Consider the following 15,019-nt stretch of genomic DNA (forward strand, 5'->3'; position numbering starts at 1 on the left):
CAAATCGAGATCGACCGGTTGCGGCTCGCGGCCGCGGCGTGCGAATGCCACGGCAATATGCGACTCGAATTCGAGAAAATCTTCGCGATGAACACGGCCCGACCTATCTCATTGGCCGTGCCAGATGAAGGGCGTATCTCCTGAAGGGAAGCGTGGTTTTGCATCACAGTAAATCCAGTTGTCCATGTCGCAGAAGGGTCAAACTGAGAAGAACTCGGCGTGAGCCCATGTTTTCCGCTTTGCCCGCGAATGCGGACATTCGACACAGCGGTCGGCAGGTCTCAGAAGGGCCAGAAGCCGTCCTTTCGAGAATGCCGACTAGGCGGCCTTAGTGGATTTTAACATCGCTCACAGATGCTCCCGAAAGAATCGTAAAACGCTTGCGTCGAAGTCGCGGTGAAAGGCGGCCCTATCGAAGTTCGCCGGATCGGTGCAGAAGCGCGGCAGGTTGGCGGCAAGCTCCGGTGAGCACGGCGGGTGGAACGCGAAGTGGCCAGCTGGCACGATATGAACCTCGGGTTGGTCCGGCAAAGCGTCTAGGACCCGCGCGACGCCTTGCGGATCAACACCCCGATCTGTGGCTCCCGATTCAGATCGCCAAACCTGCAATGGGATATCGATGTGTGACAACGTACTCTTTGTGAATGCCACAGTCGGTGCAGGATCGGCAACTACGGCAGCCTTGATCCGAGTGTCTCGCGCCAGGTTTTTTGGGACATCGCCGCTCCGTACCTGTTCGCAAAAGCGGGAGTTGTCTTTGCAGTAAGACGCAGTCCTCTGGAAATCGAGAGTGGCACCTGCGAGCACCAGCCCTGTGTACCCGCCCTTCGAAAAGCCGAAGAACCCAATTTTGGACGAGTCGATTACGTCCCGGTCCTTCCAATCTTTCAGCATAAAATCGATTAGGTGAACCATATCGGCCGGCCGGGAGGCCCAATTCGACAGGGTTTCGCTCTGCGAGCTGTCGTTGCCGTTGTCACCCGGGTGACTAATGGCAGCGACGACAAAGCCGGCGTCGGCCAACGCCTCTGCTGTGTCATGATGGAGACCGAACCAGCCGCCTTGACCGTGGGAGAAGACCACCAGAGGCAGCTTCGCGCCAGCGACAGGACAATCCTTCACGCCTTCAAGGGAATTGGCAAGGGGCACCGCGAGGCCGCCGAGCGGCACACGCTGCGGCTTAGCTGCACATGGATACCAAATAGCGCCCGCGAGCGTTGGAGTTTCGAGCAACTGGATGCCAGCGCCCCGCGCGGGATATGCCAAACAACCAAGTATCAGGGAATAAGCAAACCACGTCTTGAGCCCCAAAGACGCCTCCTAACTGCCGGATGTAGCTAACCAACAGCTCACCACAGGATTGTGTCGGAATCTTCGCGCATTTTCCGCCGTGGCGATGTCAGAGATGGGTCAAAAGCGCCGATTTGAGCCTCAGCCAGCGACTTCCGGTCTAATGCCATCTTCGGACATGTCCCTACGCCCGCGCAAACGGCCGCCAAGGGCCAGAGAGAGCAATCGGTCTCCTGACGAATGGCGATGTGCGCAACAGGTCATTTTCGACGGTTTCCGCGGGGAATTGGCGGCTGCTGATTTCTGCTTCTGCCCATGAGCGACGAACCGGGGGGCCCGCAGTCGATGTCGTCGAGCGAGAAGAACCAGCCCTGCCGATAGGTCGTCGCCTCGACCAACCGCACTATCCGGATACGGCGCGGTCTGTCTCATGTCGCTCATCGCTCACCCAACGGATACGGGAAGAAGATCACCGGTCTGCCGTTGTCATAGCGCGCGGGACCAGCCGAAATGCAGAACAGCCACCACCGCCGCACGCTCAGGAACTTCTGCCGGCACGGCCGCTGCATCACGCAATCAGGAATCCTGCCGCGCCGGCGCTCAGGCGGCAGGCTGCGGCTGCTTATTGTGATCATCGAGCGGATCGACCGTCACCGGCTCTGGTTCCTCGTCATCGATCACCGCGCGCTCCTCGGCGGCGGTGCGCTCGGCCGAGGCAATGCCGCCGCGCTGCAAGTTGTCGTACATGGTCTCGTAAGAGATCGCCCGGCCTTGCCACATCCGCACCAAGGCTTCTGCGTCGGTCGGACTGAGCGCGTTGTCGATGAATTCGAGGTTCGGCGTCACGACAACCTGATTAGGGTCCTGGCCGAGGAACGTCGCAATGTACCGCAGCGCCTTCTCGAGCCCCTGCGCCACCGCGATGGCGACGCTGGTGAGGGTCGCGGTCTGCGCCGCATAGCGCAGGCGCAAGGCTTCGCCGCTCTCCGCGGCCTTGGCGCTAGAATCGAAGATGCGTGCGCCCGCCTGTACCGCATTGTCGCGCTCGGCTGCAATCGCGCGCTCGTGGGCCTCGATGCCGGTGCCGGCCGGGCCGACATATTTGGCATCGCCGTTCTCGGGCAGCGCCACGGTGACGCCGGCGCCCAATACCTTGGGCAGCGAGGCGACGTCGAGGCCGACCGTGAACAGCGTCTCCTGTCCGCTCATGAACAACTGATGGCGATAGTCGGCATCGAGACGATAGATCGCCAGTGACGAGCGCGCCACGCCGATGCAGGGCGGATCGTCGATATTGACCGACAGGTTGCGCGCGCCGATCACCACCAATGGAATTTCCGCGAACGGCTGGCCGCCCTGCGCCTGCGGGATCACCACGCTCTGCAGTTCCTGGCCGCCCTCGACCACCGATTCCTGGCTGGTGTAGTGGCCGTCTTCGAGCCGCAGCACGCGATAGAAGTTCTTCTTCTCCCAGTTGTAGTCGGTACGCACATAGCGCGCTTCTTCGAGCACGTAGAAATCGCGGTCCTTCGACCAGTTGATCAGACTCTCGGCGGTATAGCCGGCCAGATACGGCTCACCGCCGCCCTCCTCCTGCTTCGGCGCATCCGCAAGCAGGGTGTAGCGGCCCATCAGCAGCACTTCGCGGGTGATCGACTTGTGCAGCGCCTCCAGGGACAGCCCATCGCGGGTGGCTTTCTCGGTCAGATACGTCATCACCTGCGGCAGCTCGATCTTGCTCTCGATGCGATGGATGATGCCGACCATGCCCTCGATCGTGGGGGCGAGGATTTCCGGATACTGGGCACGCATCATATACGCGCCGTACATCTCCCGGCCCTGGTCCTCCTGCAGCTTGAAGCCAGAGGGCATCGGCAGATAGCGGGTGCCTTCGGCCTTGACCGTGCGCTCGCCGCCCTGGCAGTCGCGCATCGTCACCCAGTCCGGGTAGTGCTCGACATACTCTGGATGTTTGGCGTCCACAGCCATCAAGACATTCCTTTGGAGGTGGTCCAGCCGCCTTGCGCCCTGCGCGTCTCCTCAAGGCCGTACCTGGCCGAGTCGATGGCGTGATTGTCCTCGTCAAGCAGGACCGGGAGGACTTCATTGGTTTTCTTGTCGATCTTGTAGGAGTAGCTGACGAACTCGTTGAAGGTGTGCGGACAGTCCTCCGAGATGACGATGTCGTAGCTCTTTAGAAACTCGATGCCGTCCTCGACGCTGCCTGCGCCCTTCTTGGCGCCGACGGCCTTGGGAAAGCCGTGGCGCTGCAGATAGCTGATGGTGTCCGGCCGGGCCGAGTCCAGCGTGATCCGGTATTCCCGGCACCGCGGCACGCCCTGATAGCCGATCGCCAAGGCTTTATCGGCGACCTCACGGTTGAGCCGCATCAGGTCGCTGTCGTGGACACCACCGAAGAACAGCGGCAGGTGGTCGATGTCGACCCCGGTCTTGTAGACCTCGCGGTCGACGTAGAGCGTCCGGCCATGGATGAACATGCGGATCAGGCAGGCCGGATCCTGGGCGAAGCCGAAGTCACCGCCAAAGTAGTAGCGCTCGATCCTGATCTTGCCGTCGATGAACTGGTTCGGCTCGCAGAACTGCGCGAACTCCTCCCGCGTGCCCAGGCGCACATTCTTGAACACCCGCGCCTCGGTGACCTTGCGGTACTGGCCAAGCCAGACATGGAGATATTTGTCGACGTCGCGCCGGCGGTCGTTCTCCATCTCCACCCGAAGCACATCGGGGAAGAAGTCGTTGTCGTACCAGTTGACGCGCTTGACGATCTGCCACTCGTCATAGCCCTGCATCAACTCCGGATCGGGCTCCGGCGCCTCGGTGCTGCGCAGCAGCTGGTCGATCGGATCGTTCTCGCTCTCCGGGTTCCATGCGAACCAGAGTTCGGAGCCGGGCTGACGAATGGTCGGGATCAGCTTGTCGAGCGAGTCCTGCGACAGATCCTGCGCCTCGTCGCAATAGAAGACGTCGATGGCTTCCTTCGACTTGATCTTGGAGACGTTGCGAAACAGGCCCGAGAAGGTGAAGCGCGTGCCGTTGAGGCCGACGATGGCGGTCTTGGTGACCCGATAGAACCAGCCCAGCCCATGATGGGCGATGCGGTCCTCGATCACCTGCTTGACGGATTCGTCGATCGAGTTCTGGATTTCGCGGCCGCACAGGATACGAAGGCCCCGCCCGCCCTCGACCATCTGTCCGGTCCTGGGGTCCTTGACCAGGACCTTCTTGCCGGCAGTGCCGCGCAGGATCAGTGCGTCGGCAAAGCCCCACGACTTGCCGCTACCGCGGCCACCATACAGCCCCTTGTAGCGGGACTTCTTGAAGAAGATGTCCTCGAAGCACTCCGAGGTCTCCAGTTCGATCGCAATGGGCGATGCAGGAACTGGCGGCGCAACGTTAAGCATCCTCTTTCTTGAAGCGCGACTTGACGAAGCTGACGTTGAAGGTCACGGCCGGCGCCGACTGCACGATCGGCGCGCCGTCGGAAGTGATGTCCAGGCTCTCGCCGACATCGATGTACTTGCCGTACAGCCGCAGCGCCTGGCTGACCGCCCATTCCTTGCCGCTGCGTACCGCCACCAGCAGATGACCTTCTGCGATGTCGGCGATGTCGGCGCGGCACTGACCGCGGATGGGGCGCAGGCGATCGGGATACCGCTCCATGTACTCGTAGATCGTCTGCCGCTCGCATTTGAGCACGGTCGCGGCGATCGAGACGTTGCCAAGCGAATTCCGCAAGGCGCGCTCGACCTCATCGACGGTATAGCGCTGCTCCTTTCCGCCTTTGCCGGACGGATTTCCCTTTGGGTTCCGCACCGTAGTTTTTGTCGCCATTGTCAAACTTCCTCTCGGCATTGCCGCAAGGTTCGCGCGTCCATTGGAGCGCTATTTCAGAAGACCGCCTCTCCGCTGCAGTCGCCCATCATCTTGACGCGCCTGTCGGAGAGCGCGCTTGGGGTATTGGAGTGCCGAAACCGCCATTGGCGTTCGACGCGTCAACAAGCCGGACCAGTTGCCCAAGCCCGCAAGTGCTCTAAACTGCTGCACAGATTCCTGAGACCCAAACTGGGCGACACGGGTGCGATGGTGGCGAGCAGGCTTGGACTGGATAACGGAATAAGGCTGCCTCATGCCCCGCTATTACTTCGACACCCGAGACGATGCGACCTTCATTCGCGACGAAGTCGGGCTGGAGATCGGAACGTTCGATCAAGTGAAGCACGCGGCGTCCGAGGCAATGGCGGACCTTGCCAAAGACGTACTACCGGGTGCTGAGGTCCGGAACCTAGCAATCGAGGTGCGTGACGACATCGGTCCAGTCCTAGTTGTCAAACTCCGCTTCGAGATCGAACACCTCACGGTGCGGTAACATGATGGTCAGGTGCTGACGCGCCATCGGCCACGGCCGCTCAATGGGCGCGGCGAACTTGCATAGCAGCCATCATCGCGCCAGCGCGCAGTTACGACGAAAGTATCACCGTCATCGTCGTTTTCTGCGCACGGGACGTTTGAAGCCCCCGGTTGCATAATAAACGCGCACCAGCGCGGCAGAAAAAAGCAGCCCGACGGCGAGCGACACTTACCCCTGCCCTTGCCGCGCTTGATGCGCTTGAACGGCATGGCGCCCTCCCCTTGGAACCGGGAACTATCAGTAGCGCTGGGACGTAATCACCTTCGAAGGGAGAGCCACCTATAGGTGCCTGGCCAAAAAACCGGACTCAACATCACCTATCTGCTCATCACGCTCGTAAAACTCATGCATGAGCACATCTTTCCTCAATCGCAGGGGCGGCTCGACGACGTCGAGGCTGTACTGGTCGCGTGCGCCGTGACCATCGGTCACGTCGAGAACAAGCTGATGACACCGCACAAGATCGCGCTGTTCCTCGGGCTGCCACGCACCACCGTGCTGCGCAAACTCGCCATCCTGGAGCAATGCGAGTTCGTCCAGCGGCGCGACAAAAACTATGACCTGAGCGATCGGATCGTCGACAAGGACCGGCGCAAATGGATTGACGGCTCCATCAAGGCAATGAAGCGGTTTTCCGCCGACCTCTGAACCCTCCCTCTCGGGAGGAAGGAAATTCCACCAGCAAAGTGTCCATTTTGGACAGGTGGATTCTTGCTCCCACCAACCTTGATTCGCGTAACATGCGATCCCAACAAAACCGCAACCTGACCGCAAGTTTGCCTTGGTTAGGGCTGCGATATGGACGTTACGCGATGACCGAGAACATATGGCCGGCAAAACCTGGCCAAGGACGCCTTGATGGCACGAAGGACGGCGCAGAGTACCGTCAAGTAATCCCAACCAACAACAGCAAGACCGCCGAATTCGCAGCGATCCAGCACTTTTTGTGGTTCAATTCACTGCCGGTCGAGGAGCGCTATCAGCGCCTGCGCGCCGGCGTCTTGGGAAGCCTGCGGCAGCTGCGGCGCCTGCAGGCCGAGATCAGCTACAGCGCGCTTGCGCCATTTATCCGGGAGCAGCAGCGAAAGTTGTACGACCTTCGCGCATGGAAGCGAAGGATGACCTCTGTGCCATCGGTGACGATTTTCGCCGCGTGGCACGTCATTGCGGACCTGACGATTGCGACTTTGGTCCAATAGCGATGATAGAAGATGCGCCGCACCGCCGGGAGGTCAAACGGTGCAGCGCTTTTCGCCAGCACTGATGTCGAGAGCCGAATAGCCGGGCGGCGCCGCACAAAAGGTCCGTCAACGAGCGCCGCTGCGCGGCCCGCCGGCGCAATTCGGCCTCGAGCATCTGCGGGGTCACCCGCGGCTTTGTACCCTGCTGCGACTCGATCCTGATCTGCCGCTCGCGAGGGCGCTCGGCGCGGGTGTCGAGGCGTGCGAGATATTCGAGGCGCGATTTCGCCGCCGCAAGGGTGCGGCCAAGCTTGGCCTGAAATTCATCCTCGGAGGCATCGGCCAGCAGCTGCGGGGCCAGTGCCGTGTCGCCATCCGTCCATCGGGACTGCGATTTCATGGGTCGGCTCGTCTTCGGAACGGCGGCCCCAAAGGGCGGCTGGTTGCGATCCACCTAAAACGTCAAGCCGCGGCGCACTGATCGGCCGGACGGTGCTCGAAGCAGTTCCAGGTGCCGATCTTGCCCTTGCGCAGGCGAACGCCGTAACCGAACGATGCGCGCTTGCCGCAGTGGCAGATATGCTCTTCGAGTGCAGCTGACGGCGGCGAGGCCAGATCAAGCGCCTCGATCGCTTCCTGCTTGCCCTCGGAGGTGATGATCTGGCTGGCCTTCCAGCCACTGCGCTTGATGACGCTGCGCGCCTTGGCGTCCTCCCAGCCGACCATGAAGCCCAAGACCTTGGAGGCGCGCGTGATGACGCCATCGGTCTGGAAATAGGCGGTGAACTTGTCGGACGTGACGCGGATGAAGCGGACGCGGTTCATGCAACCTCCAACATCGCATCCACGTCCTCGCAGGGAGGAGTCTTGGTCTCGGTCGATTTGCTGCCGTCAGCCTTACGCCACTCGATCCAGACCTCGACGCCTTCCTTGTGCGTCACCCGCACCAAAGCGCAGCGCTGGCACATGCGATGACTGGAATACAGAAGGCGAACAGGGTCAGACCAACGATGTCGCATCAATCGCCTCGGCAAAGGCTAAAGAGTGCGACGGCAACCCCACTCACAAAGGGGGGGGCGTTTGGGGGTGCAAGCAGAGCCGCCGTCGAGGGACAGCATGCCTTGAAGATTTCCCTTTCGTCAAGTAAAAAAGTGGATATTTCCTCCTCGCGCCCGCGCCGTGCGGTGCTTGTGTTCGGAAAGGTTCCCGAACAGCTTCTCGCCGATGGCTTTGAGGATTTCCCGCTGGTCCCAGGTCAGGCGCGGATCGTGGATCGAGACCACAACGATGCCCTGATCGTGAAACCCGTAACGCTTGATCGCCTCGCGATCGAAGCTCTTCGGCGAATGAAAATTGGTCCTCAACGGCACGTCCATTCGTCATCCACCATGTTGCACAGCCGCATGATCTCCTCTCCGGACTGGTAGCGGTTGTCCGGCAACTTGGCCCGCTGGAGAAAGCCGGTCAGCTGCGCCTCGTCGCGAAACACCACGACGATGAAGAAATTGTCGTTGTCGCGACCAGCCGAGCGCTCGGAGATCGAGCCGTAAAGCTCCCTCGCCTCGCGCACCTTGGCAGCCAGTTCGTCCAGCGGATCGTCGCGCGCCTCGACCACGCTGTCGCCGAACATCCGAAACACGTCGGCGTGGTCGAAGCCTGCGCCGGCAAAGTCCAGGCCCGGTACTTTCAGGAGCGTGTTCAGCTGCTCCAGATCCCAGTCACCCTGTGCATTCGGGTTGTTCAGGGCGATGTTGATTTCCTTCTCGCGGGTGTCGTCGACGTCGATCTGGGCGACATCGAGTTCATAGTCGGAGGTGCCCATCAAGCTGTCGAGTTGCGACAGGCGCTGATGGCCGCCGACCATGTTGCCGGTACGCACATTCCACGTCAGCGGCGCCACCAGACCGTGTTTCTTCAGGACCGATTTCAGCTTGCGCTTCTCGGCCTCGCCGAGGGTGCGCGGGTTGTACGGCGCATTCTTGATCCGCGAGCGATGGACCTTGACCATCGTGAAGGATTGAAACCCGCGGGATTTCAGATCGGCGACCGCCTGCTTGTCAGATGCCATAAAATTTGCGCCGCCAAACCACGGCCTCGGCGAACGGGAAATATTCGCACAGCCGCTTGAAGTCATCGGGATAGGTGTCGTGCAGCCACAACAGCGAGGGCGTCGACAGATCGATGCCGGTCGCGCTCTTGCCGCTCGATGGCGGCTCGGGGATGTGGCGCGCCCGCAAGTAGGCAAGCACGTCGTATTTGTGCCAGCCGGCGATCGGGTTGCGGACGGCCTCCTTGTAGTTCGTCGTCATGAAGCGGCGGCGCCATCCGCTGTCGGCCCGCTTGGCGCCGGTCAGGATGAAGGGGATCTTGGCCTCCTGCATCGCCAGCGCATAGATGTCGTTGAGTTTCCATTCCGGCAGGTCGTTGTTGCCGTGCCAGTCATTGCAGTAGACACCCTCGCGGACGTACTTCGCCGCGATCCAGTGCGGGTACAGACGGATCTTGATCCCGAACCACTTGCGCCCCTCCTCCAGCTGACGCTCGACGCATTCGAGCCCCGGCACGAGGTACATGAAAAAGCCCTCGACGCTCTCGAAGGAGCGGACCGCCAGGTCTGTGACCACCAGGCTGTCCTTGCCGCCGGAATAAGCGACGAGGGCTTTAGCTGAGATTGAACGGGCCTTGCTCAGATCGTTCAATGCCTCATCGATGATGGACAATCAGTCCACCCTAGCCGCCGCCGCCTGTCCTGCGGGCCGCCTTGCGGGCACCTCGGGATTTCCGCGTCGTCTTTCGCGTCGCGGCCTTCCGCGTCTTTCGCGTGACCTTTCGGGCCATTGTCAGTCCTCCATATGGGGAAGGTTGCCCCGGACCGATCTCGGCGGAGCCGCGCCGTCGGCCCGAGTTATCTGGGGTCGTCGCTGCCGAAGGCCCCGGCAAGAGCACTTAATGGGTGCGCTTGCCGCGGCCTTCATCGACCGGACCGTTTACGGCCTCTTGATCTTGCGCAGGCGGCACAGCGGCACTTGCGGCCACCGGCGAAATAGTCCTCGAGATACTCGCGCCCGTAATCGAAGGTTATTTCCTCCCCGGCGGGGATGGACCTCAGGGCGAAGAAGTAGACGCGTCCCCTGGTGTTCATCACCGGCCGGCAGTTCGGTCGGCACGAATGGTTGACGTAGCGGCCGACGTTGCTTCGGACCGAGCCGTCAATCGAGGTCCGGGATGAGACTTCCATCAGATAGCGGTTCTGGATTTTGGACGGGTACGGGATGCGTGAGCCGCTATATTCCACGATCTTTTCGCCCTTTTCGATTCTACGCGTCGCGAACAGGCCAAGCCCCGTTTCCGACCGCGCCACGCGGTACGGTACCGCCTTTCCCATCGAATCAGCTCCCTTTCGGATTTTCCGAAACACAACCGCCGTTCCGGCCCACAACCGGAAGGGACAGAAAAACCCTTTATTCACAGGGGGATAAATCCACTTTCCATAGGGGGATTTTTACCCTATAATCCTCCTTCTCCAGTCGATTTCCTCCCCATAGGGCCGGAGGCGTCGGGCGCAGGAGTCACTGGGTAAAAACAAGGCCGAATGGCCGGGCTGTTTGACAACCGAATCCTAGTACGATCGCGGCGAGTGCATTCAACTCAGACCGACAGGGCCTTCTATTTTCCGGTCTCGCACCCCGCAAAAGATGACACCCCCACATAGTCTCCCGCACGCCTGACGGCATTTCGGCGGTTTCCATAATAGCGCATCCGGTCACATTAGAGCCGGAGTGATGGGAAGGACATCAAGTCGCGAACCGCAATCCAACCGATTCTGCAACGCTAAGCACCAAATCTCTCATTCCCATTTTCGCAACGTCGCGACCCCGACCCCTCATTACGGGCCGGGGCGCAGCCTACACGTGCGTACCGATCAACGGGCCACCTTGCTCCTCGACGCGGCGATGCGCTGAGCACGGACCGATGGGATGAAGGAGATTTGCGGAGGGACTTAGCCTTCTGCGCCCGCCTCGGTAGCGAGGCGCAAAGGGATACGTCCCATGTCAACCCAACCCAACAGGAACAGCAAATGACCAACGGCCCCGGTTTTGCCCGGCTGCGCCGCGCCGCACGGTTCGAGGCGCTGCGCATCGAGACCGTTCGTATTCAACAGGCCGCCCGCGAGGCAGCTGCATTGCGGATCAGGCAGAAGCCCATCAAAAAGAAAGGAGCAAACGATGGCACCACCGATGACAGAAGCAGACCTGAAGCAATTCCTGGCGCAACTGCGCAAGGCGTTGGCCGAGGCAAAAGCCCGCGGTGCCCCGGATCAGGAACGCGCCGCACTCTTCGATGAGATGACGGCCGAATTCCTGGCCAAGCACGACCGGCTGCCAGATCATCTCAAGCCCAAGAACTAGCTCACGGCCGCTTGCCGGCGGTCATTCCCAGCAAAGAGGACACCCATGATCCACAACGAGCGCGTTTCGCTCGGCACGATCACCGTGCAACTTCGCCCCTACCACGCCAAGGTCAACTTCAAAACCGCGACCGGCGCCACGCTGCGCAGCGTGTCCGGCGGCAAGACCGCGACTGGATGGCACGTCCGCGCCATCTACAAGAACGGCACCCTGCTCTGCTCGCTGTCCGACAAGGCCGGCGTAGCCGAGATCGTGCTTGCCCACAAAGGCGACCTGCGCGGCGGCCGCCGCGAGACGTTCAAGAACCTCGCCGAAGCGATCAGCTACCTGTGGGAGAACTTCTGATGAATCACATGCAGCTGATGAAGGCGTTCTACGACATGCGTCAGCGTCACTTCCGCGACCTCAAGGTCCAGTGGGACATTGAGTGGCAAGGATCCTACTGGTTGTTCCAGAACTTTCGCAACTGGAGCCGGACCAAGGGCAGCGGAGCCGTTGCCCTGTCGGAAGTATGCCACCTCGCCGATCGCGCCGGCGCAACCATCGTGCTTTGGAGCTCGGTGGAGCGTCTGCATGTCTATTACGAGAGCTTCGGATTCAAACGGGAGAGCGACCGGCCGGACAGGCACGGCGTCATGCGCTTCCGCCGCGAGCCTGACCTAGCTTCGCCGCCGCATCGGTTGAATGCGGCGGTTCGTTGGCCGCGACACCACCTTCGTTCTCACCGCCTTGAGTGAGCCACGGCGCGGCGCGCCCACATGATGGACTTCGCGTCCATCGCCCTTCCTCACCTTTCCCAATCGTTCCAGCCGGCGGCGTGCCGCCTTGCGCTGCCGGTTGCGCATTCGCTGCTCGGGGCTGTGATACCGCGCCCTGCGCTTGCGATACTCCGCGGCCCAATCGACCGCCTTTTTGCGGCGACGCCGCCTCTTTGTAGCCATCACCCAACCAACAGGAGTTGAAGCATGCCCGATAAAGCGTGCCGCTATCCGAACTGCGACTGCCCGATCGTCAACCCGACGAGGCTGTGCAACTTCGTCTACTGCGACGGCATCGGCGATTTCTGCACCGACAAGCCGCTGCGCCCCGACGAACTCGCCAAGCACAGCGCGCCACGACCAAGCGATGCGGCAAAGCCGCCTCTGCTTCGGCGGCTGCTCGCTTGGCGCAAGGCCAGTTGAACGCCCCCCGCCACGAAAACCAAACCGCCCTTTGCCGAGGGCATCTAGCAAAGAGGAGACCTTCTATGGGTCAACGTCACTCCGACGCCATCGCGATCGCGCTTGGCGCAGTCAATCCCACCGCCATCGTCCACGCTCTGCTGCGCGCGTCCGACGAAATCCGCAACTCACCAGAATTTGCCGGCACCGCCTCGATCACGTGTGACGATGCGTTTCGCCTCATGGTCCACCAACCGGCGCACATCTGCCGCATAGGCGAGTTGGACCGCAGCCCGTCGCAATACATCAATGCCAAGATGGCCGTTGCTCGCGCCCACGACGCCGACCAGCAGAGGCTGGCCGAGGCGAACTCGCGCAAGATCGCCGAGATCGTTGCAGCCGCGCGGAGCCAGGCATGAGGACATACCGCAACGCCCGCCACGCGATCCGTGACGGCAATGCCGAAGCGCCGCGCGTCGTGGCCTTCGACAAGGTGATTTCCGCCTGGGTGCTCTACCACCCGTCGTTTCCGCTGCCCGATGTTGAGCCCGACCTGCTCTGCTTCGCACCCGGCCATCTGCCGATCCCGCTTAGCAAGAGCGGTGGCGATATCCTCGATCAGATCTGGAGCACAGCGCTATGACCGCGGCGGAGCTTCGCAGGAAGCACAGCAAAACCCTGCGCAAACTAGTGAGCCGCGCCAAGCGCAGCCGCCATCTCTCACTCCCGCACCAACTCATCGCCTCGCTTGCCGAGGCTATCATCCAGAAAAGGAAACAAGGATGACAACGAACTTCGACCTTTATCTTCACCACGGCCGCAAATCGGTCGACGAGGACATGAACGACTGGGGATCGCGCGGGCCAGTGTTGAAAGAGGTGATCGGAATCCATCAGACGTATGGAAGCCCGATCAACGTCTACTTCGCCAACAGGGCCGCGATGCTGGCCGCCCAACAGCTCACCGGATGGGACATCTGGGACGACCGTTCGCTCACCATGCGGTGGAAGGATGATCTCGTCGAAGTCATCAGCAATGGCGAGGCCGTGTTCTTCGGCGACTGGGGCCTGATTGCCGCCCACCGCTGAAACAAACCCCACTTCAGCAGGAACACCGAAATGACCATCACCCACGCTGACCTTGCCCAGTTCACCGGGACCTCGCAATGGTTTCGCCACGCGCTGGTGCGCACCGTCCTCTACACCGACGGCATCCAGTTTCTTGCCGAGAGAGCCAATGCCTACTGGCTGCTCGACAAGATCGCGACGTTGCAGCTTGATCCGAAGATCGGGGCCGAACCATTCCAGGTTTGGAAGCTCGAAGTCGCGGACAACATCGGCGCACTGACCTGTAATGACGGCGGCAAGCCGGAGCATGGTGGCGCTGCTCGGCTGCTGCACTTCGAGGAGATCACTACACCGACTTCCCGCTCGACCAGATCGAGATCTGGGTGGAAGACGGCGTGATCCTGCTTCCTAGCGAACATTGACGCAGCGCAGAGCCGTCGTTTGCCGACGACGGCTCGACGGTGCGCCCATGCACCACGCCCTTTGCCGAGGGCGTCCAATCTAAGCAAAGAGGACTATAGATGTACCAGATCGTGGAAATGACCGCGCACGGTCAGTTCGTGCCGTTCGTTGACTCTGCCACCAAGGCGGCATTGACCATCGCCGAAGGCGCAATGGCCAAGAAACTCGCCGCCGAGCTTTCCAAGACACTCAATCGCAAGCTGATCCCGCGCAAAGTGCCCGACCTGAACTGGCGTTCCCGCGAGCAGGATCGCTTCGATCGCGGTGAATACCAGAAGCCGTTCTTCACCAGCGCTTGGTGGGGCATGTACATCCCGCGCGATCACTACCTGCATATCTCGAAGAAGGACGAAAGCAAGATTGCCTTCACCGAAAGTGCCGAAAAGGGTGAGCAGGACATCCAAACCCAGATGAAGGTCGGCACCTATCTGCAGAGATACCTGTCCGACTACGTCAGCGCGGTCGAGATCAGCCGGATAGCCAACCTGTTCGTTGCCGATCAACTGGGTCTCGAGCTCAAGCTGGCCAGGACACCGGACGAGATCGAGCATGTCTACGTCCATGGCCCGCATTCGTGCATGGCAGGCCCGGTCGAGGACCTGGGCGAATATGGCGGCGACGGCGATGCCGAAGAACATCCGGTGCGCGCCTATGGCGCCGGCGATCTGGCCTGTGCCTATGTCGAACGCGAGGGCGAGATCATCGCCCGCTCGATCTGCTGGCCGGAGCGCAAGGTGTTCACCTCCGTCTATGGCGAGGAGCACATGTTGCTGCGCTCGATGCTGACTCGCGCCGGCTACCGCGCCGCTGACAGCGGCAAGGAGTTCGACGGCGCGCGTTTCCTCGAACTGGAGGTCATGCCGTACATCGACTTCGCCATCTCGATGGAGCCGCTGTACGAGGACGGCTCTTACGGCTGGGCATCGGCCAAGAGCACCAAGAGGCGGGCGAGAATGGGCAGCTACAAGGTCTACGTCGGCCGCTACTACTGAACACCCACCGCCCCTTGCCGGGGGCAATC

22 protein-coding genes and 1 pseudogene are annotated in these 15,019 nt (G+C 61.3%); 13 read left to right on the top strand and 10 right to left on the bottom strand.

From position 1 onward, the window contains the following. Window positions 1-348: 348 nt before the first annotated feature. The 4 genes from AC5ZGW_RS36450 to AC5ZGW_RS36465 form a co-directional block, all read right to left on the bottom strand. On the bottom strand, window positions 349-1,311 hold the full coding sequence (locus tag AC5ZGW_RS36450; RefSeq protein WP_130227006.1) for an alpha/beta hydrolase family protein: 963 nt from the start codon (window positions 1,309-1,311) through the stop codon (window positions 349-351). A gap of 579 nt (window positions 1,312-1,890) precedes the next feature. After that, a complete protein-coding gene (locus AC5ZGW_RS36455) occupies window positions 1,891-3,279 on the bottom strand; it encodes a DUF4055 domain-containing protein (RefSeq protein WP_130227005.1) in 1,389 nt (462 codons plus the stop codon). Continuing rightward, window positions 3,279-4,712, bottom strand: a complete 1,434-nt coding sequence (locus AC5ZGW_RS36460; protein ID WP_130227004.1) for a PBSX family phage terminase large subunit — start codon at window positions 4,710-4,712, stop codon at window positions 3,279-3,281. The genes AC5ZGW_RS36455 and AC5ZGW_RS36460 overlap by 1 nt, the downstream gene beginning before the upstream one ends. After that, window positions 4,705-5,142 (bottom strand): hypothetical protein, encoded by a 438-nt coding sequence (locus AC5ZGW_RS36465; protein ID WP_130227003.1) that lies wholly within the window; start codon window positions 5,140-5,142, stop codon window positions 4,705-4,707. The genes AC5ZGW_RS36460 and AC5ZGW_RS36465 overlap by 8 nt, the downstream gene beginning before the upstream one ends. A 295-nt stretch (window positions 5,143-5,437) precedes the next feature. Between AC5ZGW_RS36465 and AC5ZGW_RS36470 the strand changes: the two genes are divergently transcribed. The 3 genes from AC5ZGW_RS36470 (at window position 5,438) to AC5ZGW_RS36480 (ending at window position 6,918) form a co-directional block, all read left to right on the top strand. Next, window positions 5,438-5,677, top strand: a complete 240-nt coding sequence (locus AC5ZGW_RS36470) for a DUF6894 family protein (protein ID WP_130227002.1) — start codon at window positions 5,438-5,440, stop codon at window positions 5,675-5,677. A 327-nt stretch (window positions 5,678-6,004) separates the two neighbouring features. Next, window positions 6,005-6,367 carry a helix-turn-helix domain-containing protein gene (locus AC5ZGW_RS36475; protein ID WP_130227001.1) on the top strand — a complete coding sequence of 121 codons (363 nt, stop codon included), beginning with the start codon at window positions 6,005-6,007 and terminating at the stop codon, window positions 6,365-6,367. A 92-nt stretch (window positions 6,368-6,459) separates the two neighbouring features. Beyond that, window positions 6,460-6,918, top strand: a complete 459-nt coding sequence (locus AC5ZGW_RS36480) for a hypothetical protein (RefSeq protein ID WP_130227000.1) — start codon at window positions 6,460-6,462, stop codon at window positions 6,916-6,918. On the opposite strand, the gene AC5ZGW_RS36485 is transcribed toward AC5ZGW_RS36480, so the two are convergent. The 6 genes from AC5ZGW_RS36485 to AC5ZGW_RS36510 form a co-directional block, all read right to left on the bottom strand. After that, complete coding sequence (locus AC5ZGW_RS36485; protein ID WP_130226999.1) at window positions 6,881-7,300, bottom strand: hypothetical protein; 420 nt, start codon at window positions 7,298-7,300, stop codon at window positions 6,881-6,883. The two genes, AC5ZGW_RS36480 and AC5ZGW_RS36485, sit on opposite strands and share 38 nt — an antisense overlap. 62 nt (window positions 7,301-7,362) lie before the next feature. After that, window positions 7,363-7,725: a hypothetical protein gene (locus AC5ZGW_RS36490; RefSeq protein WP_130226998.1), complete on the bottom strand. Its 363-nt coding sequence runs from the start codon at window positions 7,723-7,725 to the stop codon at window positions 7,363-7,365. A gap of 314 nt (window positions 7,726-8,039) precedes the next feature. Continuing rightward, window positions 8,040-8,276 carry a hypothetical protein gene (locus AC5ZGW_RS36495; protein WP_130226997.1) on the bottom strand — a complete coding sequence of 79 codons (237 nt, stop codon included), beginning with the start codon at window positions 8,274-8,276 and terminating at the stop codon, window positions 8,040-8,042. Continuing rightward, a complete protein-coding gene (locus AC5ZGW_RS36500; protein ID WP_130226996.1) occupies window positions 8,261-8,968 on the bottom strand; it encodes a ParB N-terminal domain-containing protein in 708 nt (235 codons plus the stop codon). Before AC5ZGW_RS36500 ends, AC5ZGW_RS36495 begins: the two co-directional genes overlap by 16 nt. Next, window positions 8,958-9,620 (bottom strand): phosphoadenosine phosphosulfate reductase domain-containing protein, encoded by a 663-nt coding sequence (locus AC5ZGW_RS36505; protein WP_130226995.1) that lies wholly within the window; start codon window positions 9,618-9,620, stop codon window positions 8,958-8,960. The genes AC5ZGW_RS36500 and AC5ZGW_RS36505 overlap by 11 nt, the downstream gene beginning before the upstream one ends. Window positions 9,621-9,871: 251 nt before the next feature. Continuing rightward, the gene (locus AC5ZGW_RS36510; protein WP_130226994.1) at window positions 9,872-10,285 is read right to left on the bottom strand and encodes an SET domain-containing protein; all 414 of its coding nucleotides are present in this window, start codon (window positions 10,283-10,285) and stop codon (window positions 9,872-9,874) included. Between the two features lie 841 nt (window positions 10,286-11,126). Between AC5ZGW_RS36510 and AC5ZGW_RS36515 the strand changes: the two genes are divergently transcribed. The 10 genes and pseudogenes from AC5ZGW_RS36515 (at window position 11,127) to AC5ZGW_RS36560 (ending at window position 14,990) form a co-directional block, all read left to right on the top strand. Then, the gene (locus AC5ZGW_RS36515; protein WP_130226993.1) at window positions 11,127-11,309 is read left to right on the top strand and encodes a hypothetical protein; all 183 of its coding nucleotides are present in this window, start codon (window positions 11,127-11,129) and stop codon (window positions 11,307-11,309) included. Between the two features lie 45 nt (window positions 11,310-11,354). Further along, window positions 11,355-11,654: a hypothetical protein gene (locus tag AC5ZGW_RS36520; protein WP_130226992.1), complete on the top strand. Its 300-nt coding sequence runs from the start codon at window positions 11,355-11,357 to the stop codon at window positions 11,652-11,654. Between the two features lie 8 nt (window positions 11,655-11,662). Continuing rightward, window positions 11,663-12,046 carry a hypothetical protein gene (locus AC5ZGW_RS36525; protein ID WP_130226991.1) on the top strand — a complete coding sequence of 128 codons (384 nt, stop codon included), beginning with the start codon at window positions 11,663-11,665 and terminating at the stop codon, window positions 12,044-12,046. 228 nt (window positions 12,047-12,274) lie between these two features. After that, complete coding sequence (locus tag AC5ZGW_RS36530; RefSeq protein WP_130226990.1) at window positions 12,275-12,490, top strand: hypothetical protein; 216 nt, start codon at window positions 12,275-12,277, stop codon at window positions 12,488-12,490. Window positions 12,491-12,555: 65 nt separating this feature from the next. Further along, window positions 12,556-12,888, top strand: coding sequence for a hypothetical protein (locus AC5ZGW_RS36535; protein ID WP_130226989.1), 333 nt, complete (start codon window positions 12,556-12,558; stop codon window positions 12,886-12,888). Next, complete coding sequence (locus tag AC5ZGW_RS36540; protein ID WP_130226988.1) at window positions 12,885-13,112, top strand: hypothetical protein; 228 nt, start codon at window positions 12,885-12,887, stop codon at window positions 13,110-13,112. Before AC5ZGW_RS36535 ends, AC5ZGW_RS36540 begins: the two co-directional genes overlap by 4 nt. A gap of 139 nt (window positions 13,113-13,251) precedes the next feature. Further along, complete coding sequence (locus AC5ZGW_RS36545) at window positions 13,252-13,557, top strand: hypothetical protein (protein WP_130226987.1); 306 nt, start codon at window positions 13,252-13,254, stop codon at window positions 13,555-13,557. Between the two features lie 30 nt (window positions 13,558-13,587). Then, a pseudogene (locus tag AC5ZGW_RS36550) lies at window positions 13,588-13,824 on the top strand (DUF6876 family protein); the annotation flags it as partial. A gap of 89 nt (window positions 13,825-13,913) precedes the next feature. Next, window positions 13,914-13,958: a hypothetical protein gene (locus AC5ZGW_RS36555; protein ID WP_496114046.1), complete on the top strand. Its 45-nt coding sequence runs from the start codon at window positions 13,914-13,916 to the stop codon at window positions 13,956-13,958. 99 nt (window positions 13,959-14,057) lie between these two features. Further along, a complete protein-coding gene (locus tag AC5ZGW_RS36560) occupies window positions 14,058-14,990 on the top strand; it encodes a hypothetical protein (RefSeq protein WP_130226985.1) in 933 nt (310 codons plus the stop codon). Window positions 14,991-15,019: the final 29 nt, after the last annotated feature.

Source organism: Bradyrhizobium sp. Crot121 (genome assembly GCF_059512385.1).

Excerpts from the sequence above, each read along its gene's own strand:
- AC5ZGW_RS36455 (WP_130227005.1), bottom strand. The coding sequence starts at position 3,279 with ATGGCTGTGGACGCCAAACATCCAGAGTATGTCGAGCACTACCCGGAC.
- AC5ZGW_RS36460 (WP_130227004.1), bottom strand. The coding sequence starts at position 4,712 with ATGCTTAACGTTGCGCCGCCAGTTCCTGCATCGCCCATTGCGATCGAA.
- AC5ZGW_RS36465 (WP_130227003.1), bottom strand. The coding sequence starts at position 5,142 with ATGGCGACAAAAACTACGGTGCGGAACCCAAAGGGAAATCCGTCCGGC.
- AC5ZGW_RS36470 (WP_130227002.1), top strand. The coding sequence starts at position 5,438 with ATGCCCCGCTATTACTTCGACACCCGAGACGATGCGACCTTCATTCGC.
- AC5ZGW_RS36480 (WP_130227000.1), top strand. The coding sequence starts at position 6,460 with ATGCGATCCCAACAAAACCGCAACCTGACCGCAAGTTTGCCTTGGTTA.
- AC5ZGW_RS36485 (WP_130226999.1), bottom strand. The coding sequence starts at position 7,300 with ATGAAATCGCAGTCCCGATGGACGGATGGCGACACGGCACTGGCCCCG.
- AC5ZGW_RS36490 (WP_130226998.1), bottom strand. The coding sequence starts at position 7,725 with ATGAACCGCGTCCGCTTCATCCGCGTCACGTCCGACAAGTTCACCGCC.
- AC5ZGW_RS36495 (WP_130226997.1), bottom strand. The coding sequence starts at position 8,276 with ATGGACGTGCCGTTGAGGACCAATTTTCATTCGCCGAAGAGCTTCGAT.
- AC5ZGW_RS36500 (WP_130226996.1), bottom strand. The coding sequence starts at position 8,968 with ATGGCATCTGACAAGCAGGCGGTCGCCGATCTGAAATCCCGCGGGTTT.
- AC5ZGW_RS36510 (WP_130226994.1), bottom strand. The coding sequence starts at position 10,285 with ATGGGAAAGGCGGTACCGTACCGCGTGGCGCGGTCGGAAACGGGGCTT.
- AC5ZGW_RS36515 (WP_130226993.1), top strand. The coding sequence starts at position 11,127 with ATGGCACCACCGATGACAGAAGCAGACCTGAAGCAATTCCTGGCGCAA.
- AC5ZGW_RS36520 (WP_130226992.1), top strand. The coding sequence starts at position 11,355 with ATGATCCACAACGAGCGCGTTTCGCTCGGCACGATCACCGTGCAACTT.
- AC5ZGW_RS36525 (WP_130226991.1), top strand. The coding sequence starts at position 11,663 with ATGCAGCTGATGAAGGCGTTCTACGACATGCGTCAGCGTCACTTCCGC.
- AC5ZGW_RS36530 (WP_130226990.1), top strand. The coding sequence starts at position 12,275 with ATGCCCGATAAAGCGTGCCGCTATCCGAACTGCGACTGCCCGATCGTC.
- AC5ZGW_RS36535 (WP_130226989.1), top strand. The coding sequence starts at position 12,556 with ATGGGTCAACGTCACTCCGACGCCATCGCGATCGCGCTTGGCGCAGTC.
- AC5ZGW_RS36540 (WP_130226988.1), top strand. The coding sequence starts at position 12,885 with ATGAGGACATACCGCAACGCCCGCCACGCGATCCGTGACGGCAATGCC.
- AC5ZGW_RS36545 (WP_130226987.1), top strand. The coding sequence starts at position 13,252 with ATGACAACGAACTTCGACCTTTATCTTCACCACGGCCGCAAATCGGTC.
- AC5ZGW_RS36560 (WP_130226985.1), top strand. The coding sequence starts at position 14,058 with ATGTACCAGATCGTGGAAATGACCGCGCACGGTCAGTTCGTGCCGTTC.